We start from the raw sequence: 18,386 nt of genomic DNA, 5'->3' as shown, positions 1-18,386 counted from the left end.
ATACCTAAAAGTAAAAAAACCAGCCCTTTACAGACTGGTTTTTTTTTAAAAAAGAAAAAGGTAACTATTAAATTGCAGGAAACTTTTGAGGATTAGACTCATGCATGATTGCGTAAACTTTCTCTACCACATCCTCGACTGATGGCTTAGAAAAATAATCCCCATCTGAAGAGTAAGCTGGCCTATGTGCTTTTGCCGCAATCGTAGCCGGCTCAGCATCCAAGTGATAGTAGATACCTTGATGCTGTATAGCTTGCTGCATCATATAAGCTGTACCTCCACCGGGAACGTCCTCGTCAGCGAAGAGCACCCTGTTTGTTTTCTTCACCGATTCCCCTATGACTCCAGTCGTATCGAATGGTAATAGGGTCTGAGCATCAATCACCTCCAGATCAATTCCCATCAAAGAAAGTTCATCCGCTGCATCCATTACGACTCTGCACATAGATCCATACGTCACTACGGTAATATCCTCACCAGACCTAAGAACCTCTGGCATTCCCATGGCAACTTTCATTTTTCCAATATTCGATGGCATCTTTTCTTTCAGCCTATATCCATTCAAGCATTCTATCACCAAGGCTGGCTCATCTGCTTCCATCAAAGTATTGTACATACCAGCAGCCTGGGTCATATTACGAGGTACGCAGATCACCATTCCTCTCAAAGAATGAAGCAACATCCCCACAGGAGATCCAGCATGCCATACACCTTCCAATCTATGTCCTCTTGTACGGACGATGAGCGGGGCTTTTTGACCGCCTTTGGTTCTGTATTGCAGACAAGCTACATCATCAGCCAAAGTCATCAATGCGTAATATATATAGTCTAGGTATTGTATCTCAGCCATCGGTCTCAACCCTCGCAATGCTGCCCCAAGTCCTTGACCAATGATCGTGCATTCTCTGATAGAAGTGTCTGTTACTCTCCATTCTCCATGCTTGGCTTGTAATCCTGCAAATGCCTGATTAACATCCCCTATCTTTCCTACATCTTCACCAAATGCAAAAAACCTCGGATCTCTCGAAAGTATATCATCAAAACAAGCCTGAAGAACTTCTCTTCCGTCTACTAGAGGAGAATCTTCTTCGTAAGTAGCTTCCACTGGGGAAATACGCTCTACCCCACTATCAGACTGACTATACAGATGACTATTGTATCGGTCTTCATTAAGGTCTTTTTGAGCATGATACCAATTCTTCAATTCTTGCTTAATTGAATCCTTGTCATTTCTTAAAATCCACAACGCTCTTCTTACAGTTGAAATGACATCTTTTCTTATTGGATTTAAGGTTTTCTCAAGTTCTTGTGCTAACTGGTTGATTCCTGATGGATCAGAACTATTTCCTGAGACACCTTTCAAAAGAGTAACAGCCTCTTCCAATTCTGATTTAATCGTCCCAGAGAAAGCTTTCCAAGCTATATCTTTTTGCTCTTTGACATACTGCTTAGCCTCTTGCTCTATTAGATCTAGTTCTTCATTACTGGCTACTTTGTTATCTATAAGGTACTCTTTGAATTTAGTAAGACAATCATGTTCTTTTTCCCATTGAAGTCTTTCTGGAGATTTATACCTTTCATGTGAACCAGAGGTAGAATGTCCTTGTGGCTGAGTCATTTCTGTCACATGGATAAGCACTGGCACATGTTCTTCCCGAGCTATACGAGATGCATTTTCAAAAGCCCTATCGAGTGCTTCAAAATCCCAACCTTTCACCACGAAGATCTCATAGCCTTTTTGGTCATCATTTCTCTGAAACCCTCTCAAAACCTCTGAAATACTACCTTTGGTAGTATGATATTCATTGGGTACAGATATACCGTATCCGTCATCCCATATAGATACTACCATCGGTACTTGAAGTACACCAGCGGCATTGATTGTCTCAAAAAACATACCCTCAGAGGTTGAAGCGTTTCCAATTGTACCCCATGCCACCTCATTCCCTTTGTGAGTAAAATCTGTAAAGCTATGGAGAGCCTGATTCTCTCTAAACAGCTTGGAAGCATAAGCTAGCCCCAAAAGCTTTGGCATTTGCGCTGCCGTCGGGGATATATCAGCTGATGAGTTCTTTATCTCCATCAAATTTCTCCACGAACCATCATCATTGAGTGACCTTGTGGCAAAATGCCCATTCATCAGTCTTCCCGCAGAGGCTGGGTCAGCATTTACATCCGTATGGGCATACAACTGCGCAAAATATTCTTGTAAGGTCAGGTTACCAGTAGCAAACATAAATGTCTGATCTCTATAATATCCTGCTCTGAAATCCCCTTTCTGGAAATACCTAGCCATCGCTAGTTGAGCAAGCTCCTTGCCATCACCAAAAATACCAAACTTCGCTTTACCCATAAAGACTTCCTTTCTCCCCATAAGAGAAGCATGTCTGCTTTCCTGTGCCAAACGATATTCCTTTATAAGCTGCTTCTTATCCACAGGCTTTTTTATTCTTTTGAATGATGTTGTCTCGACTTCTGCCATAATTTCATGTTAACTAAAGCTATTTTGGGTAATTATATATTTATTGCAACTATTTCAAAAATAAAGAATTTTGTCTTTTCTACAAACTACTCAACAGTATAAATTTTAAATTTTTCAGAAAATTATTTTGACAATTTTAACAAAAAATCAATTTAACAAAATATTATTCCTATTTTAATGACAAAGTCTTTATTTTCAATTGGAGATTACACAATTTACCAATACTTTTAAAAGGACTATATTTTATGCTTCTCGGATCAAAATTTTCAATCATTAAAATTACAAATTTAAAATTTTATTAAGAAAAAATAAAATACATGAAATTATATTCCAATTTAAAATCTAATTCTATATTGATTCAAAAAAGTATATGGATTTTTCAAATAGAATGCTTATACATTATTATATTTGCCGCCGTTATACTAACCCAAATTTAGACGACATGATAATAGGTGTTCCAAAGGAGATTAAAAACAATGAAAACAGGGTTGCATTGACCCCGGCTGGAGCCAAAGAATTAGTAAAAAGAGGCCATTCAGTTTTTGTGCAGCACACAGCTGGAGAAGGTAGTGGGTTCTCTGATGATCAGTACACAGAAGCTGGAGCAGCCATACTCCCTACTATAGAGGATGTATATGCCATTGCTGAAATGATCATGAAAGTAAAAGAGCCAATCGAGTCTGAATATAAATTGATCAAAGAAAATCAACTTTTGTTCACTTATTTTCACTTTGCATCTTATGAGCCACTGACCAAAGCAATGGTAGCTAGCAAATCAATCTGCCTAGCTTATGAAACGGTGGAAAAGGCAGACAGAAGCCTTCCGCTTTTGGTGCCTATGTCAGAAGTAGCAGGAAGAATGGCTATCCAAAAAGGAGCTAATTATCTTGAAAAGCCTTTAGGAGGCAGAGGTATATTGCTTGGTGGAGTCCCTGGAACTCTCCCTGCGAAAGTTTTGATCTTGGGAGGTGGTATAGTTGGTACTCAAGCTGCATGGATGGCTGCTGGATTAGGTGCAGATGTCACTATAATGGATGTATCTCTTCCAAGAATGAGATACCTTGCAGATGTGATGCCTGCCAATGTCAAGACTATGATGTCTAATGAATACAATGTAAGGGAGATGATCAAAGACGCAGACCTGGTAGTGGGTGCTGTTCTGATCCCAGGAGCTAAAGCTCCGCACTTGATCACTAGAGACATGCTTGCCGATATGAAAAAGGGAGCAGTGCTTGTGGACGTAGCAGTGGATCAAGGAGGTTGCATTGAGACTTGTAAACCTACAACTCACGAAAACCCAACATATGTGATCGATGATGTAGTACATTATTGCGTGGCAAACATGCCGGGTGCTGTACCTTACACTTCTACTTTGGCATTGACAAACGCAACACTACCTTATGCTATCCAATTGGCTGACAAAGGTTGGAAAAAAGCCGCACAAGAAAATGTCGAGTTGATTCCTGGACTGAATGTAATTCATGGTGATATTGTCTATAAAGCTGTAGCTGATGCCTTCAATTTGGATTATGTTCCTGTTGAAAAATACCTGGTAGACTAATCTATACACTAATATTCCATATCTAAATATGGAACTTTGCCAGTAATTTTGGAGAATATCAATTTAACTTATTTTTGAAGTTGATCAATAGCCGCCCCATGACGGCGGGCTAGATCCTTCAATAGCAACGGCGTCAACTCATGAATTGATAATGACGGCAAAGAAGTTTAAGATTAAAATTTTCTAAATTAGGTTCAAAGTTCTCTACTTTGAACCTAATTTTTTTCCAATTTTTGAAGATTCAAAACTTTTTAACTTCTAAAATTCATAAAGCATGTAGTTACCAATCCAAAATAATGTCTTTGAGTTTTAGAAATTCATCACGAGACCAAGGCCATTTGGGGTAAAACCGATATGTTGCATGATTTCAGGCAATTCTTTTCCGTGAGAAACGTGAAAAACATACTTGATAGCATCAAAACTCATTAAAAAAGCTCCCTGAAGAATCACTGACTTACCAAATCCCTGCAACTGTTCACTTCCTACTCTTAGACCTCGCTCATTGAGGTAAAACCCTCCTGCCATATATGCAATGTCCAACGCTGCATTGACGATCAATATCTTTTCGATACCATGTTGAGCATCTAATGTTTCCCAAAAGTCTGGGCTAGGAATTTCTTTCATTGCTGAATAATACCCAAATCCTGCTATAGCGAGATTCACTGTATTCCAATATATATTCATCTGATGAAATGCTTTCGTTTGACCAGACGTTCTATTAGCCATCACTCCACCTAGCATCATATTTCCTACAGCCCATGAGCCTAAGATCAACATCCCAGATTTATTGTAGTCAATGCGTTTTACATTAAACTCTCTCAGTCGCTCTGGCTGATCATTCTGTGCAATCACCTGGCAACTAAATAATACCAAAAATGCCATCACTATAAGATGTAGCATGTTAATTTTTTTGATTTTCATATAGCTATCGTTTTTATAATTATTAATTGGAAAAAAAATGATCGACATGCATTGTCCCTGAATATCAATCACATCGTTGGAAATGCGTTAGAAATGATCATTATAAAACTGAATATACATACGCACCCTAGCCGACAGCTTGGATCTCTAGACTTGAACACAGTTCAACCTCTGTAGGTAAGGCTTTTACACCTACTAATACCTTTTAAAGCAACAAATGTTTTTCATATGCATACAAAATTAACCTGATTCCAAAAAAGACTAAAACAATTGCCACTATCCGATTCATTCTCATCATAATTACTGGAGTCACATACGGTTTTAATTGCTTCGCCACAAAAGCTTTTAAAAGATCAATAGAAAATACAGTCAGTAAAATACCTGCGTAATAAAAAACAACATCGATAATTCTAAATTCATCTTTGATACTAACAATACCAGCGATCGATATCCAGAAAAGCATCACAAATGGATTCACTCCATTTATACTGAATCCTTTCAAAAATGCTGTCATTTTTTTCGGTTTTGGGAAAACAATGCCAGCAGTATTTGGTCTGTGTACTGATTTTTTGAAAAATGTAACTACGCCAAATCCGATTAGTACCAATGCTCCTCCATATCCTAAAAATACTTCGAAATATGGATTTTGTGCAAAAATGCTGACACTAAAAAAAGTAATCATCACATAAATCAAATCACTTAATAATATTCCAAATGCCATTACTGCTGTATTTTTAAATCCTGATTCGATAGAATTTTGAATCAGAGTGAAAAATACAGGACCTATCATTGCTGACAAGATCAATCCTACACTGAGCCCTTCAAGAAGTGCCTGATTCATGAGATTGAAACATTATTTTCTTGAAGGAATGATAGCCATGATTTCAATTTCTCCCCCTTCAATACCCTTGGAAACTTATTTTGCCCCCCCTCTTTTCCTTCAGATCTCATCCAGGTGTAAAACAACGATGGAGAAAGCCTAGTAAGCTTTACCTCTTTTAGTGCGTGTTTCCTTTCGACGACATAATCATCGTTTAATGACTTCAATTGTTCATCTATTTGATCTCTAAGCCAATTTTCATCTACCTCATCTTCTGTACCAATGAACCAATGATGCATAAATAAATTTCCATGAGGAAGACCGACCACAGTAAATTCTCTTACATCTATATTGCATGCATCCTCTAGTAGATTTATCGCTTTATTCATATTATCCACTGACAGGTGCTCTCCACACAAACTTAAAAAATGTTTTGTCCTTCCTGTGATGATGATTTCATTGTCTGATTTTGAAACAAACTTTATCGTATCACCTATTAAATACCTCCATGCTCCAGAGCAAGTGCTTATCAGTATGGCATACTCCTTTCCTTCTTCTATTTCATCTATTTTCAGAGGATTAACATCAGACTTCAACTCCCCATTTTGATCAAAATTCTCATCAATAAATGGCACAAACTCGTAAAATATCCCGTTATTAAGTACCAATCGCATAGATCCACTGTTTGGAGTAGCTTGGAATGCCAAAAATCCTTCTGAAGCCAAGTACGTCTCCATATAGATCAAGGGTTTAGCCAAAAGCTTTTCAAAACCCTTTCGATAAGGTTGGAACGAAACTCCACCATGAACAAAAATCTGCAGATTGGGCCATACATCATGAATTGTATCAACTTGATAATGCTCAATTATCTTTTCCATAAGAATCTGTAGCCACGCAGGTACACCTACTATAATTCCAATGTCCCATTTACTGGCATTTTGAACTATTTGATCTAGTTTTTCACCCCAATTTTTATTTCTAGATATTTTCTTGCCGGGTTTATAGAATCTTTGAAACCAAATAGGAAGCCTTCCAGCTGTAATCCCACTTAAATCTCCAGAAAAATAAGTTCCATTAAACTCCAAATCCGTGCTTCCACCAAGCATCAAAATTCCTTTTGTAAATAGACTTGGAGGTAAATCATATTTTGATAAAGTCAAAATCTGCCTGACACCAGTTTTCCTAATAGCCTTCACCATATCCTTGGAGATAGGTATATACTTCGAAGTAGCACCTGATGTTCCAGAACTAAGAGCAAAATACCTGATCTCTCCTGGCCAAGTAATATTTTTTCCACCTTCCTTTAGCTTATACCACCACTCTTCATAAATTTTATCATAATCATATATTGGGATATTTTTACAAAAATGTTGGTAAAAGCTATCATCATCCGATTTGAATGCTTTCAATATATCGCCAAATCCATACTTTTTACCTATTTCAGTCTTGGCAGATTTAATGATTAGTTTTTGCAACTCATGCTTCTGCAAAAATGCTGGCGAGCTGTACTCTTGTTCCAAAGATTCTCTTAATCTGATGCCGTTTTTTAGTAATGTCCCTAAGATAGCCATATCTTTGTTTTGGTATATTTGAGTTATTGAGCTGTCAAAGTTAAAAGAATGTCTATCAAAGAAAACTTATTCGAAATAAAAAATACCTTTAAAAATCCAGAATGCCTGCTGGTAGCGGTAAGTAAAACCAAATCAATCGAAGCCATTAAAGAGGCTTATGAAACTGGAATCAGAGATTTTGGCGAAAATAAAGTACAAGAACTTGTTGAAAAACACGAACATCTCCCGTCGGATATTCGCTGGCATATGATCGGACATCTTCAGCGGAACAAAGTGAAATATATTGCCCCTTTCGTCTACCTTATTCATGGGGTGGACTCTTACAAGCTTCTAAAAGAAATCGACAAGCAGGCCAGCAAAGTGGATCGAATTATTCATTGTCTACTTCAAATTCACATCGCACAAGAAGAATCAAAATTTGGCTTTGATGAAAATGAACTAAATGAAATGTTCAATAGCATGGAAATTCAATCCTTAAAAAACATAAAAATTATTGGATTGATGGGCATGGCAACTTTTACAGAGGATACGCAAAAGATCAGGTCTGAATTCAGAGGACTCAAGAATCTATTTGAAACTTTAAAAGCTAAAAATCTACCATCAAACTTTGACCTTAAAGAAATTTCGATGGGCATGAGTGGAGACTATTTATTAGCACAAGAAGAGGGCAGTACCATGGTACGGATTGGTTCTGCTATATTCGGAAGTAGGTGATCAAACAACGTATTCTTAGTATTTTCCATAACATAACACGCAATCAGAAGGGAATGAACAATATAGAAATCAAAATAGCAGCAATTCTAGGAGGCTTAGGAGTCGTAATTGGAGCATTTGGTGCTCATGGACTAGCAGAAACACTAGCTACACATGGACGTGCCGAAACATTCGAAACAGCGGTCAAATATCACTTCTATCATACATTTGCAATTCTTGCCGTTGGAATACTGAAAGATAGATATCCCTATAGCAAACATCTTTCTAGAGCTTTTTTTCTATTTCTTACTGGAATATTTGTTTTTTCCGGATCGCTTTATACGCTTTCCCTGACTGGTATCACCTGGTTAGGAGCAATTACACCTTTTGGAGGAATTGCATTTATTTTAGGTTGGATTTTCTTACTTTTATTTACTAACCAAACTCAAAAAACAATTTCATGAACATTAAAAAAGGTATCTTTTCACTCATTCTAATTCTTCAGTTTGGCTTTGTAAACGCACAAAGCAATGATGTACTTGAAGACAGTATTCGGGTAAGATATGAGCGATTAAATGCTCTGATCGGGCCAAATACTTTTTTTGACAATCATTTGACTGGCTTCATGCTTTATGATTTGGATAATCAATGGGTTCATTTTGAAAAAAATAGCCACATGAATTTCATCCCTGCATCTACCACAAAATTGTTAACATTCTTTGCTTCCTTGGCGGTCCTAAATAGAAAAACAAATACATTCAGATACATTACCCAAGGAGATGAGATCACGATCTGGGGATCAGGAGACCCTTCTTGGAAATACAGTTTACTCCCTCAGCCAAAGATTGAAGCCTTTCTTGAACATTATAAGAAAATAAAATATTCTACTTCCAATTGGAAAGAAAACAGTTTCGGAAGAGGATGGAATTGGGACGATTATTACTACTCTTACTCAGCAGAAAAAAGTCCATTGCCGATTTATGGCAATTTGGTGACCTTCAAAAATGTAAATGGTAGACCTCAAAGCAATATTCGAGCAATCAATGCCACTAGCTCTACAGAAATGCAAAACCTAACATCTGTCAGAAGAGATTTCCATAGCAACACTTTCTATTACAACCCCAAAAGCTATACCCACTCAGGAAGCTCTATGCCATTTATTGCCACTCCAGAGCTTACAGCAGAATTGATGCGGGAGCTTCTCAAAAAACCGGTAGAAATTGTAAACACTACAATTCCCGCTAATGCAAAAAAATACCAAGGAGGTGAATTACAACCTCTTTGGAAGGAAATGTTACAAGAGAGTGACAATTTTATCGCAGAACAAATCCTGCTAATGGTTAGCGACGAATTGTTTGGTGAACTCAATGTAGAGAAAACTATTCAATATATACTCAAAAACCACTTATCAGATCTCCCCGACACACCTCAATGGGTAGACGGGTCAGGGTTATCCAGACATAATTTGGTAACACCTCGGAGCATGGTTCAGCTGATTCAAAAATTAGATAAAATGATGCCTCGGCAAGAACTAATGCAGTTATTGCCACAGGGAGGAATTAATGGAACTCTAAAAAACAATTACAAAGATTCATCACCATATGTATTTGCAAAAACTGGTACAATAAGTAACAATCATTCGTTGGTTGGAATTATAAAAACCAAATCGAACAATTACTTTGCATTTGCATTGATGAACAATAATTATTTAAATAAAGCTTCCGAAATCCGGGCTGAAATGGAAAAAGTGCTGATTTTTGTAAAGGAAAATTTTTAACTCTCAATTTGACCTTATCATGAAGAAAAGACAATTTATAAAATCTATTGGACTTACTTTGGGAGCAATGCCCTTCGTTGGATTTGATTCAAAAAAATCGTTTTCAATAAATGAAAAAACAATTTTACCAATCTCATTGCACAAAGGAGATCAAATAGGACTAATAAGTCCTTCAGCGGCCACATCAGACAGGATTCAGTTTATGTTTGCTCAAGAAGCTTTGGAAGCATTAGGCTTCAAAGTCAAGCTAGGCAAAAATTTAAAAAATCGCCACGGCCACTTGGCAGGAACTGACGAGGAGAGAGCAGACGATTTGAATGAAATGTTTGCGGATAGGGATGTAAGAGGCATTGTTTGCATTAGGGGTGGTTCTGGAGCTTCGAGAATTTTACCTCTTATCGACTATGAATTGATCAAAAAAAATCCCAAACCACTTCTGGGATATTCTGACATCACAGCGATACATAATGCTCTCCAAGCGAAGGCTGGCTTAATCAGTTTCCATGGACCCAATGGAACAGGTAGTTGGAATTCTTTCAACGTCAAGCAATTTGAGGAAATGTTTTTCAATAAATCTTTGATAACCTTCGAAAACGAAAATCAAAAAAGTGATGATCTCGTCATCAAAGGCAACCGAACTATTGGGATTTATCCTGGAGTTGTTGAAGGGAAAATATTGGGAGGAAATCTTACCGTGCTTACAGCACTTTCAGGAACACCCTATTTACCAGATTTCGCAGACGCCATACTATTCTTAGAAGATATTGGGGAGGATCCCTACAAAATAGATCGTATGATGAGTACCTTAAAACTAAATGGAACCTTGGATAAAATAAGAGGTTTTGTCTTTGGTCAATGCACTGACTGTACACCATCAAGTGGATACGGATCTCTAACCCTAGATGATATCCTTGATGACTACATTCTTCCTTTAAAAATACCCGCCTACAAAGGAGCTATGATAGGACATATACCTAAACAATTCATTATACCTATAGGTGCCAAAGTGAAGCTAGATGCTGATAAGGGTACAATCACCATGATTGAAAGAATATTCGAATAAAATATGAAAAAAATCATATTTAACATCCTGTTTTTGACACTAACATTGAATTGGTCAAGTTGTATTTCGTCTAAAAGCACCCAAAAAAATGTAATCAAAATGGATTCTAGTAAACAAACCTATTTAGCTCTTGGAGATTCCTATACGATAGGTGAAGGAGTAGATTCAAAGGATAGGTATCCAAGTCAACTCGTCACAAAATTAGCCTCCAAAAACGTAGAATTTGATCAGCCAATAATCGTAGCAACTACAGGATGGACCACTGATGAACTTCAAAAAGGCATAGAAAAAGCTCAAATAAAAGGTCAAACCTATGACCTTGTTACGCTATTGATTGGTGTCAACAATCAGTACAGAGGCAGATCAGTGGATAATTTCCAGCTTGAATTCAAGGCTTTACTTCTAGATGCCATCACATTTGCTCGTGGCAATACATCAAACGTGATCGTTCTTTCAATACCTGACTGGGGAGTAACACCTTTTGCCGCTCACAAAGGCGTAGATAAAGAAAATGTAAAAAAGGAAATCGACGCATTCAATATTGTAAAAAAAAGTATCTGTTTGGAATTTGGGATCACCTTCTTGGACATTACAGCACATTATCGACAGTTTGGCCATCAAAGCCAAGCATTGGTAGCCGATGAACTTCATCCAAGCTATATTATATATGATTATTGGTCTGATTTAATTTTAAAAACCTATAAAAAAAAGCAGACCTTTTAGGTCTGCTCTAAATCATGATGATATCCACGATTTAAACTATTTTCCTTTGGGCAAAACATTGGATATCAAAGACACTTTTTCAATAGGTTCAGCTGCATTTGAATACACACGAACTACTGAATTTTGTTTCCCCATTTTACCAGCAGAATTGAAGACCACTTTCATTTCGCCTTTTTCCCCTGGAGCTATTGGAGTTTTTGGCCAATTTGGTGCAGTACACCCACAAGTCACTGCCACGTTTGAAATAACAAGAGGTGAATCTCCAGTATTCTCAAACACAAAGGTATGCTCTACTTTATCACCTTGAGTGATATCCCCAAAATCTATAGATTTCTCTTTGAAGATGATTTCAGCTCCCTTCTTTTCTTGTGCTTGTGCGGCAAACACAAATAGCGCCATGACCATTAATAAAACTAACTTTTTCATTTTATCATTTAATTTAATTGTAATGCATTTAGTATATCATTTTCAATCTATAACTCCGCCTTTGAACTTCATCAAAGGCTTACTAACCTTAAACTACTTCTGGATTATCGCCATTAAGGTAAAAATTCGAATGAAAGTTCACCATAAATAGTTCCTTTTTGGCTCTGGTAACTGCCGTATACAGCCACCTCATATATTCTTTATCTACTTGCTCCTCTGTTAGGAAGCCTTGATCTACAAATACAGCATCCCATTGTCCGCCTTGTGATTTGTGACAAGTCAGCGCATAGGCAAACTTTATTTGTAGCGCCGAAAGATAAGGATCTTTTTTTATCAATTCCATTCTTTCTGCCTTGTTCGCTATATCAGCATAATCCTCAGCAACTTGCCTATATAACTCCTTATAAGTGTCTAAATCCAAAGATGGTGCATTGCTATACAATGTATCGAGTATCACTTTGGCTTCAAAATTTGGCTCCTCAGGATAATCTATCAGCCTAAGTTCTAAAGTTGCAAATCTTAAGCCATAAATTTCTTCAAAAGATCTGATTTTTGCAACCTCAGCAAAATCACCATTAGCAAGGAAATTTACTTTTTCAGAATCTGCCATATAGGTGTAATTATTTTTCACAATCATCAATAGATCTCCTGCACTGATCTCCTCTTCGAAAAAATGAATAGTCCTCCTAATGTATTGATTATATTGAACAGCAAGCTTGTTGGACCTAGTAATGATTGTAGAATTTTCTACTCCAAACTTTTGATATGCATACCGTAAACCGTCCTCCAACCTCTCCCCTGTCATTTTAAAGAAATCCTTAAACCCTTTAGTATAAAACCCAATCTTGGGTTTTTCAAGTATCACTTGCTGTCTCAGAAGCGTAGCATTGTAAAGGATTCCAGAATTCAATTGTTGCCTCATCACTTCTGTCAATTCAATATGATCCGCTTCGATTCTGAAATTTCTTATTAAATACTCCTTATCTAGAGCTGGACTATGCTGACTCCCAACGGGAGGCAACTGTGCAGTATCACCTACTAGCATGAGCCTATTGCTACTCTCTTGGTAGACAAAATGGACCAAGTCTCTCAAGAGACTTCCAGCACCATCATCTGCCAGCATGGAAGCCTCATCTACTATAAAAAGTGTGTCTTTGTAATAGTTTTTTGAAAGCTCAAAGCCAGAGCCTATCTCAAGGGAACTGTTCTTTGGTCTATAAATGATCTTATGAATAGTAAAAGCAGCACGTCCACTATAATTCCCCATAACTTTGGCAGCTCTTCCTGTAGGAGCAAGAAGCAATGACTTCAGGTTCAATCTTGGCAAAGTTTTTACGAGGGCAGAAATCAACGACGTCTTGCCAGTCCCAGCGTATCCTCTTAGAATAAAAGCTGATTGATTATCAGACTTTTGAGAGAAAAAAATATCCATTTTCTCAAAAAATCTCTTTTGCCCAGAGGTAGGTTCATAGGAGAAGTTTCTTTGCAAAAGCAAAGAAGGCTTTGGCACGAATTGATTATCTTTATTGCTCATAAAGCTACGAATCTAAGCCTAAAATGGAGAAATTAGAACAAACAATCAAAGAGAAATTTGGAAACAGACTAAGAGTAAGGGTAAATGGAGTTTTGATCGTAGAAAATAAAATTCTTCTAATCAAACATAAAATGGGTGAAAACAGATTTTTTTGGAATGTGCCAGGAGGAGGAATGAAATTCGGTAGCTCAGCTGAAGACAATCTAAAGAGAGAATTCTTAGAAGAAACTGGCTTAGACATTGAAGTGAAAGATTTCTTATGTACATTTGAATACTTAGAAAAACCACTTCATGCAATAGAACTTTATTTTGAAGTCAATATCAAGAGTGGTATTTTAAAAATGGGTATAGACCCTGAGCTCAGCGAGGAAATGCAGTTGATCACAGAAATATGCTTTGTCGACATGAATAATCTTGCGCTTATCAAAAAATCAGAGAAACATAGACTCTTTTGGGGAATAAATTCACTGAATGATGTGAGAAAATTGAAAGGATATTTTAATTTTGAAAATAATTATCTAAAATAGCACTTTATTAGAAATACCATCAACCTTATCAAGTAGATTAAATCAAATCAAAAATGACTTTAACTAGAATATTATCTATTGTCTTCCTTATTGGTGCTTTGGGCCTAGGATACAAGCTTTATGACAGCGTGGATAGCGTAGTAGAAGCTGAGAAAGAAATCGAAAGAACAGAGACTAGGATTATCGAAAAGCTTAAAATGCTCAGAGATGCTCAGATTGCTTACAATGCAGCAAATGGCGAGTATGCCTCAAACTGGCAGGATTTAAAAAACTTTATCCAAAACGGTGAGATTTGGTTGGTAGAAAGAAAAGAGACCACCAAACTTTTGGAATATGGTAAAGAAGAAACCACTGTTAAATTTGATACACTTGGATCTGTTGGAGTAATTGATTCTTTGTTCAATGCAAGAAAATATCCAAACTTCAATCTTGAGAACTTAAACATAGTACCTGGTTCAGGTGGACAAAGCTTTGAGTTTTTCGCTGATAAAGTGGAAAGAAATAACAGGGAGATTCCAGTATTTGAGATCAGAGATCCAGACCCTATCAACCCTAAGAGAAAGTTAAATAATAAAGAAAAGGCTCTTCGCGTTGGTTCAAAAACAGACTCGTCTACAGCTGGTAACTGGGAGTAATTTTGACGAATTCTTTAGAAAATATTCAAGAGAATAGGTACAGCGATAAATTTGACATGAGTTTGGTGTCAAGTTTGTCGCTTTTATTGTTTGAACAAAAATTCGTCTTGCTTGCCAAAGATGGAAATGAAAAAATATCAGCAATACACCAGAAATACTTTGCTGACGATTCATCCTTAAAAGATGTACTTCTTCGAGACAAGCTATTCAATCTCCAAGTACCTCTCAAGGTTCACCTTTTCAATGATAATTACACCTTAGTCCCAGGGGTTCTGTTTGATGTTAATCAGCTCAGTAACTACCTATCTTTTGCTCAGGATCAAAAAAACACACATGCAGATTACTTCAATAGCCTCGATAGTAATAATCTTTACATAGCAGGCTCCATATCAAATACATTACATGAGCTTTTGACCCAGAGTAGACCTAAGACTCAGATGTACCATGGAAGCAGCTCATTTTTAGCTTATTTACTAAAAGATAAAAGCAATTATCTAAACCAAGAGTTATTCATGTACCTCTGGGATAAAAATTGTTACATTGCTTCATTCAAAAACAATCAATTAGCAAACTTTAATACTTACCATATTGAGGATAGAAATTCATTGTTGAATTATGTATTCGGTACTTTAATTCATTTGAACTTCGATAGGAAATATTGTAAAGTGACAGCAATGGGAGATTTTCAAACATTTGAATTTGATCAAGATTTTGGAAATAAATATTTCAAAAACTTTGTTTTGACTCAGCCAAGGCAAAATCAACAATATCTGAGTGGGACTGAAGCATTTTTAAATTCCCCAATATTCGAAGCACATTGGGAGTTTAAATAAAACCCTGAAACATGAAAAAGACAGCGATATTTCCTGGTTCATTTGATCCATTTACCAAAGGTCATCATGACATTGTCATGAGAAGTCTAGAACTATTTGACAAAGTATACATAGGTATTGGATACAATTCATCAAAGAAAAACAGATATTTTGACATAGATGAAATGGTATCTAAAATCAAAAGTGTATATCAGCATAATGATCGTGTGGAAGTCATAGTCTACAATGAGCTTACAGCATTTTTAGCTAAAAAAATAGGCGCAAACTTTCTTATAAGAGGGCTGAGGAACACTACAGATTTTGAATACGAAAACACAATATCTCAAATGAACAGGAATCTTAATGAAAGTTTAGAGACAGTGTTTCTGATTACTTCCCCGGAGTTTGCAGCAATCAGCTCCACTATCATAAGAGATGTACACCGTTATGGGGCAGATATAAAAGCTTATCTCCCTTATGAGGTCTGAACTTTAGGCTCCATTTTCAAAAATCTCTTGTACAAATAGCGCATTGAAGGATATGAATTCACCAAGGCTACCTTTGCTTCCTGGTGCGTAAGCCATTTGATATCTTCAATCCCCTCCTCTTTCTGTGGCTTCATTTTAGAATCATTCAGGCTATCCATTGCATACCAATATGTTTTCTTTAAAATACTTTTTCGATTGTGCGTATAAGTATGCCAAGTTTTACATATTTCCTCTCCTAACTTTACTGTAATTGCACACTCTTCTTCTACTTCACGGACAGCACATTCGGCAGGAGTCTCCCCTTTTTCAAATTTCCCCTTCGGTAAGTCCCACTTTCCAAGCCGATGAATAAATAGTACGTTTTCACCCTTTTTGACAACACCCCCAGCGGCTTTGATAATCGTAAATCTACTCTTTACAAAACGCTTGAGCTCCTCAACATCGGTCGACACCAATACCACAGAATCAAGATTCTTAAGTTTTCTAGTACGCAATAGATAGAGTAGCTTAATAATTATATCTTTCGATGGATTGGTGATGAGAACATCATCATGAAAATTGGCAGAAGTTGGAAGATCTTTGGGATTCTCGTAAATACATTCGAAAGTCCTATCTTTAGGAAGCTCTTGAGGAGTCAAAAGATCCACAGGCTTATCATTGATAAAAATTTTCATTGTACTAGGTACTTTTTGACGTCTAATTATTATTACACTCAAAAATGCATAAAAAAAATCAACATGCACAATTCCAACTCCCTTTTATCTGCTATTTTTGAAGTATGAAATTACTTGACAAAACTGTAGCGGCCGAAATCGCTCTAAAACTCCTTAAAATTGAAGCGATAAGATTGCAACCAGAAAATCCTTTTACTTGGGCTTCTGGTTGGAAATCTCCTATCTATTGTGATAACAGGTTATCCTTATCCTATCCGGAGGTTCGGACACTTATCAAAGACAACTTGATAAAAGCTATCCAAACAGAATTTTCAGAAGTAGAAGCAATAGCAGGCGTAGCTACAGCAGGAATTCCTCAGGGGGCGATATTGGCTGATGCCTTAGGCCTTCCATTTGTCTATGTAAGATCAAAGGCCAAAGGTCATGGAATGGAAAACATGATAGAAGGAAAAGTTACTCCAGGACAGAAAGTTGTTGTTGTTGAAGATTTGGTGTCCACTGGAGGCAGTTCATTGAAAGCTGCAAGAGATTTGAAGGACGCAGGCTTTGAGGTTTTGGGAATGGTCGCTATTTTCACCTACGGCTTTGATGTCGCAAGCCATAATTTTCAAGAAGCAGGAATAGATTTAGTATGCTTAAGCAACTATTCTTCTTTACTCCCACAGGCATTAGCTAAAGATTATATTGACGATGAGACTTTAGCATCATTGGTAGAATGGAGAAAAGATCCAAGCACTTGGGGTAAATAAAAAACAATAGATCTATCTAATCATATTATCTTCAATGGCCTCGGAAACATTTTCGAGGCTAACTTTTTGTAGTTAAAGCTTGACTGATACACAGAGCCGCAAAGAGTTTCTCTCTGTGAAGTAGCTAGTATATAAGGCTAAACTCATTACTCCTCCAAACTATATCCATACTTCAAAATTCCATCCTTAACACTAAATTTCATCCTTTGCAAATACCTCTCTGAGCCCTTCCTAGTTAAAATTTGGCACGCAGAGCCGCAAAGAGTTTCTTTCTGTGAAGTAGCGAGTTTATAACACTAAATTCATTACTCACCCATACTTCTAAATTCCATCCTTAACACCAAATTTCATCCTTTGCAAATACCTCTCTGAGCCCTTCCTAGTTAAAATTTGGCACGCAGAGCCGCAAGGAGGTTCTTTCATGTGAAGTAGCGAGTTTATCGCAGTAACTGCATTACTCACCCTAACTTCATGCATACTTCTTAATTCCATCCTTAACACTAAATTTCATCCTTTGCAAATACCTCTCTGAGCCCTTCCTAGTTAAAATTTGGCACGCAGAGCCGCAAGGAGGTTCTTTCATGTGAAGTAGCTAGTTTATCGCAGTAACTTCATTACTCACCCTAACTTCATCCATACTTCTAAATTCCATCCTTAACACTAAAATTAATCCTTTGAAAATACCTTTCTGAGCCCTTCCTAGTTAAAATTTGGCACGCAGAGCCGCAAAGAGTTTCCTTCTGTGAAGTAGCGAGTTTATAACACTAAATTCATTACTCACCCATACTTCACCCATACTTCTAAATTCCATCCTTAACACCAAATTTCATCCTTTGCAAATACCTCTCTGAGCCCTTCCTAGTTAAAATTTAGCACGCAGAGCCGCAAGGAGGTTCTTTCATGTGAAGTAGCTAGTTTATCGCAGTAACT

General features: G+C 37.0%; 18 protein-coding genes. 11 read left to right on the top strand and 7 right to left on the bottom strand.

All coding sequences use genetic code 11. The features are described from left to right. Positions 1–67: 67 nt before the first annotated feature. Positions 68–2,482, bottom strand: coding sequence for an alpha-ketoacid dehydrogenase subunit alpha/beta (locus MM214_RS03505; RefSeq protein WP_241292063.1), 2,415 nt, complete (start codon positions 2,480–2,482; stop codon positions 68–70). A gap of 442 nt (positions 2,483–2,924) precedes the next feature. On the opposite strand from MM214_RS03505, the gene ald reads away from it, so the two are divergent. Continuing rightward, positions 2,925–4,043: an alanine dehydrogenase gene (gene ald / locus MM214_RS03500; protein ID WP_241292061.1), complete on the top strand. Its 1,119-nt coding sequence runs from the start codon at positions 2,925–2,927 to the stop codon at positions 4,041–4,043. Positions 4,044–4,352: 309 nt separating this feature from the next. On the opposite strand, the gene MM214_RS03495 is transcribed toward ald, so the two are convergent. The 3 genes from MM214_RS03495 to MM214_RS03485 all read right to left on the bottom strand — a co-directional run bounded on the left by MM214_RS03495 (position 4,353) and on the right by MM214_RS03485 (position 7,355). Then, entirely contained in the window at positions 4,353–4,964 is a 612-nt protein-coding gene (locus MM214_RS03495) for a DUF6992 family protein (RefSeq protein ID WP_241292059.1), read from the bottom strand. Positions 4,965–5,169: 205 nt separating this feature from the next. Beyond that, positions 5,170–5,763, bottom strand: a complete 594-nt coding sequence (locus MM214_RS03490) for a LysE family translocator (RefSeq protein WP_317208405.1) — start codon at positions 5,761–5,763, stop codon at positions 5,170–5,172. Positions 5,764–5,801: 38 nt separating this feature from the next. Then, a complete protein-coding gene (locus MM214_RS03485) occupies positions 5,802–7,355 on the bottom strand; it encodes a GH3 family domain-containing protein (RefSeq protein ID WP_241292055.1) in 1,554 nt (517 codons plus the stop codon). Positions 7,356–7,403: 48 nt separating this feature from the next. On the opposite strand from MM214_RS03485, the gene MM214_RS03480 reads away from it, so the two are divergent. The 5 genes from MM214_RS03480 (at position 7,404) to MM214_RS03460 (ending at position 11,611) form a co-directional block, all read left to right on the top strand. Next, the gene (locus tag MM214_RS03480; RefSeq protein WP_241292053.1) at positions 7,404–8,069 is read left to right on the top strand and encodes a YggS family pyridoxal phosphate-dependent enzyme; all 666 of its coding nucleotides are present in this window, start codon (positions 7,404–7,406) and stop codon (positions 8,067–8,069) included. Positions 8,070–8,122: 53 nt separating this feature from the next. Further along, positions 8,123–8,512, top strand: a complete 390-nt coding sequence (locus tag MM214_RS03475) for a DUF423 domain-containing protein (protein ID WP_241292051.1) — start codon at positions 8,123–8,125, stop codon at positions 8,510–8,512. After that, positions 8,509–9,825: a D-alanyl-D-alanine carboxypeptidase/D-alanyl-D-alanine-endopeptidase gene (locus MM214_RS03470; protein WP_241292049.1), complete on the top strand. Its 1,317-nt coding sequence runs from the start codon at positions 8,509–8,511 to the stop codon at positions 9,823–9,825. The genes MM214_RS03475 and MM214_RS03470 overlap by 4 nt, the downstream gene beginning before the upstream one ends. A 19-nt stretch (positions 9,826–9,844) precedes the next feature. Beyond that, the gene (locus tag MM214_RS03465; RefSeq protein ID WP_241292047.1) at positions 9,845–10,888 is read left to right on the top strand and encodes a S66 peptidase family protein; all 1,044 of its coding nucleotides are present in this window, start codon (positions 9,845–9,847) and stop codon (positions 10,886–10,888) included. A 99-nt stretch (positions 10,889–10,987) separates the two neighbouring features. After that, positions 10,988–11,611, top strand: coding sequence for an SGNH/GDSL hydrolase family protein (locus tag MM214_RS03460; RefSeq protein WP_241292045.1), 624 nt, complete (start codon positions 10,988–10,990; stop codon positions 11,609–11,611). A 36-nt stretch (positions 11,612–11,647) separates the two neighbouring features. Here MM214_RS03460 and MM214_RS03455 read toward each other — a convergent pair whose 3' ends face one another. Both MM214_RS03455 and MM214_RS03450 read right to left on the bottom strand, forming a co-directional pair. Beyond that, on the bottom strand, positions 11,648–12,037 hold the full coding sequence (locus tag MM214_RS03455; RefSeq protein ID WP_241292043.1) for a DUF1573 domain-containing protein: 390 nt from the start codon (positions 12,035–12,037) through the stop codon (positions 11,648–11,650). An 88-nt stretch (positions 12,038–12,125) separates the two neighbouring features. Then, positions 12,126–13,571, bottom strand: coding sequence for an ATP-dependent DNA helicase (locus tag MM214_RS03450; RefSeq protein ID WP_241292041.1), 1,446 nt, complete (start codon positions 13,569–13,571; stop codon positions 12,126–12,128). Between the two features lie 23 nt (positions 13,572–13,594). On the opposite strand from MM214_RS03450, the gene MM214_RS03445 reads away from it, so the two are divergent. From MM214_RS03445 to coaD, 4 genes are read left to right on the top strand one after another with little or no spacing between them, the layout of a single operon-like run. After that, on the top strand, positions 13,595–14,098 hold the full coding sequence (locus MM214_RS03445) for an NUDIX domain-containing protein (RefSeq protein WP_241292039.1): 504 nt from the start codon (positions 13,595–13,597) through the stop codon (positions 14,096–14,098). A 53-nt stretch (positions 14,099–14,151) separates the two neighbouring features. Beyond that, positions 14,152–14,733 carry a hypothetical protein gene (locus MM214_RS03440; protein ID WP_241292037.1) on the top strand — a complete coding sequence of 194 codons (582 nt, stop codon included), beginning with the start codon at positions 14,152–14,154 and terminating at the stop codon, positions 14,731–14,733. Between the two features lie 2 nt (positions 14,734–14,735). Beyond that, a complete protein-coding gene (locus MM214_RS03435) occupies positions 14,736–15,566 on the top strand; it encodes a DUF3822 family protein (protein ID WP_241292035.1) in 831 nt (276 codons plus the stop codon). A gap of 11 nt (positions 15,567–15,577) precedes the next feature. Then, complete coding sequence (gene coaD, locus MM214_RS03430; protein WP_241292033.1) at positions 15,578–16,033, top strand: pantetheine-phosphate adenylyltransferase; 456 nt, start codon at positions 15,578–15,580, stop codon at positions 16,031–16,033. Here the strand turns inward: coaD and MM214_RS03425 are convergent. Then, positions 16,021–16,707, bottom strand: coding sequence for an NUDIX hydrolase (locus MM214_RS03425; protein ID WP_241292032.1), 687 nt, complete (start codon positions 16,705–16,707; stop codon positions 16,021–16,023). The two genes, coaD and MM214_RS03425, sit on opposite strands and share 13 nt — an antisense overlap. A 104-nt stretch (positions 16,708–16,811) precedes the next feature. Here MM214_RS03425 and pyrE point away from each other — a divergent pair, with 104 nt between their 5' ends. Then, complete coding sequence (gene pyrE / locus MM214_RS03420) at positions 16,812–17,456, top strand: orotate phosphoribosyltransferase (protein ID WP_241292030.1); 645 nt, start codon at positions 16,812–16,814, stop codon at positions 17,454–17,456. The last annotated feature ends 930 nt before the right edge of the window (positions 17,457–18,386 follow it).

Source organism: Belliella kenyensis (genome assembly GCF_022549675.1).
GTDB lineage: Bacteria > Bacteroidota > Bacteroidia > Cytophagales > Cyclobacteriaceae > Belliella > Belliella kenyensis.
Note: the sequence above shows the minus strand (reverse complement) of the source record. Positions and strands in the feature narration are given on the sequence as shown.

Excerpts from the sequence above, each read along its gene's own strand:
- MM214_RS03465 (WP_241292047.1), top strand. The coding sequence starts at position 9,845 with ATGAAGAAAAGACAATTTATAAAATCTATTGGACTTACTTTGGGAGCA.
- MM214_RS03445 (WP_241292039.1), top strand. The coding sequence starts at position 13,595 with ATGGAGAAATTAGAACAAACAATCAAAGAGAAATTTGGAAACAGACTA.
- pyrE (WP_241292030.1), top strand. The coding sequence starts at position 16,812 with ATGAAATTACTTGACAAAACTGTAGCGGCCGAAATCGCTCTAAAACTC.
- coaD (WP_241292033.1), top strand. The coding sequence starts at position 15,578 with ATGAAAAAGACAGCGATATTTCCTGGTTCATTTGATCCATTTACCAAA.
- MM214_RS03440 (WP_241292037.1), top strand. The coding sequence starts at position 14,152 with ATGACTTTAACTAGAATATTATCTATTGTCTTCCTTATTGGTGCTTTG.
- MM214_RS03450 (WP_241292041.1), bottom strand. The coding sequence starts at position 13,571 with ATGAGCAATAAAGATAATCAATTCGTGCCAAAGCCTTCTTTGCTTTTG.
- MM214_RS03485 (WP_241292055.1), bottom strand. The coding sequence starts at position 7,355 with ATGGCTATCTTAGGGACATTACTAAAAAACGGCATCAGATTAAGAGAA.
- MM214_RS03460 (WP_241292045.1), top strand. The coding sequence starts at position 10,988 with ATGGATTCTAGTAAACAAACCTATTTAGCTCTTGGAGATTCCTATACG.
- MM214_RS03505 (WP_241292063.1), bottom strand. The coding sequence starts at position 2,482 with ATGGCAGAAGTCGAGACAACATCATTCAAAAGAATAAAAAAGCCTGTG.
- MM214_RS03425 (WP_241292032.1), bottom strand. The coding sequence starts at position 16,707 with ATGAAAATTTTTATCAATGATAAGCCTGTGGATCTTTTGACTCCTCAA.
- MM214_RS03495 (WP_241292059.1), bottom strand. The coding sequence starts at position 4,964 with ATGAAAATCAAAAAAATTAACATGCTACATCTTATAGTGATGGCATTT.
- ald (WP_241292061.1), top strand. The coding sequence starts at position 2,925 with ATGATAATAGGTGTTCCAAAGGAGATTAAAAACAATGAAAACAGGGTT.
- MM214_RS03455 (WP_241292043.1), bottom strand. The coding sequence starts at position 12,037 with ATGAAAAAGTTAGTTTTATTAATGGTCATGGCGCTATTTGTGTTTGCC.
- MM214_RS03470 (WP_241292049.1), top strand. The coding sequence starts at position 8,509 with ATGAACATTAAAAAAGGTATCTTTTCACTCATTCTAATTCTTCAGTTT.
- MM214_RS03475 (WP_241292051.1), top strand. The coding sequence starts at position 8,123 with ATGAACAATATAGAAATCAAAATAGCAGCAATTCTAGGAGGCTTAGGA.
- MM214_RS03480 (WP_241292053.1), top strand. The coding sequence starts at position 7,404 with ATGTCTATCAAAGAAAACTTATTCGAAATAAAAAATACCTTTAAAAAT.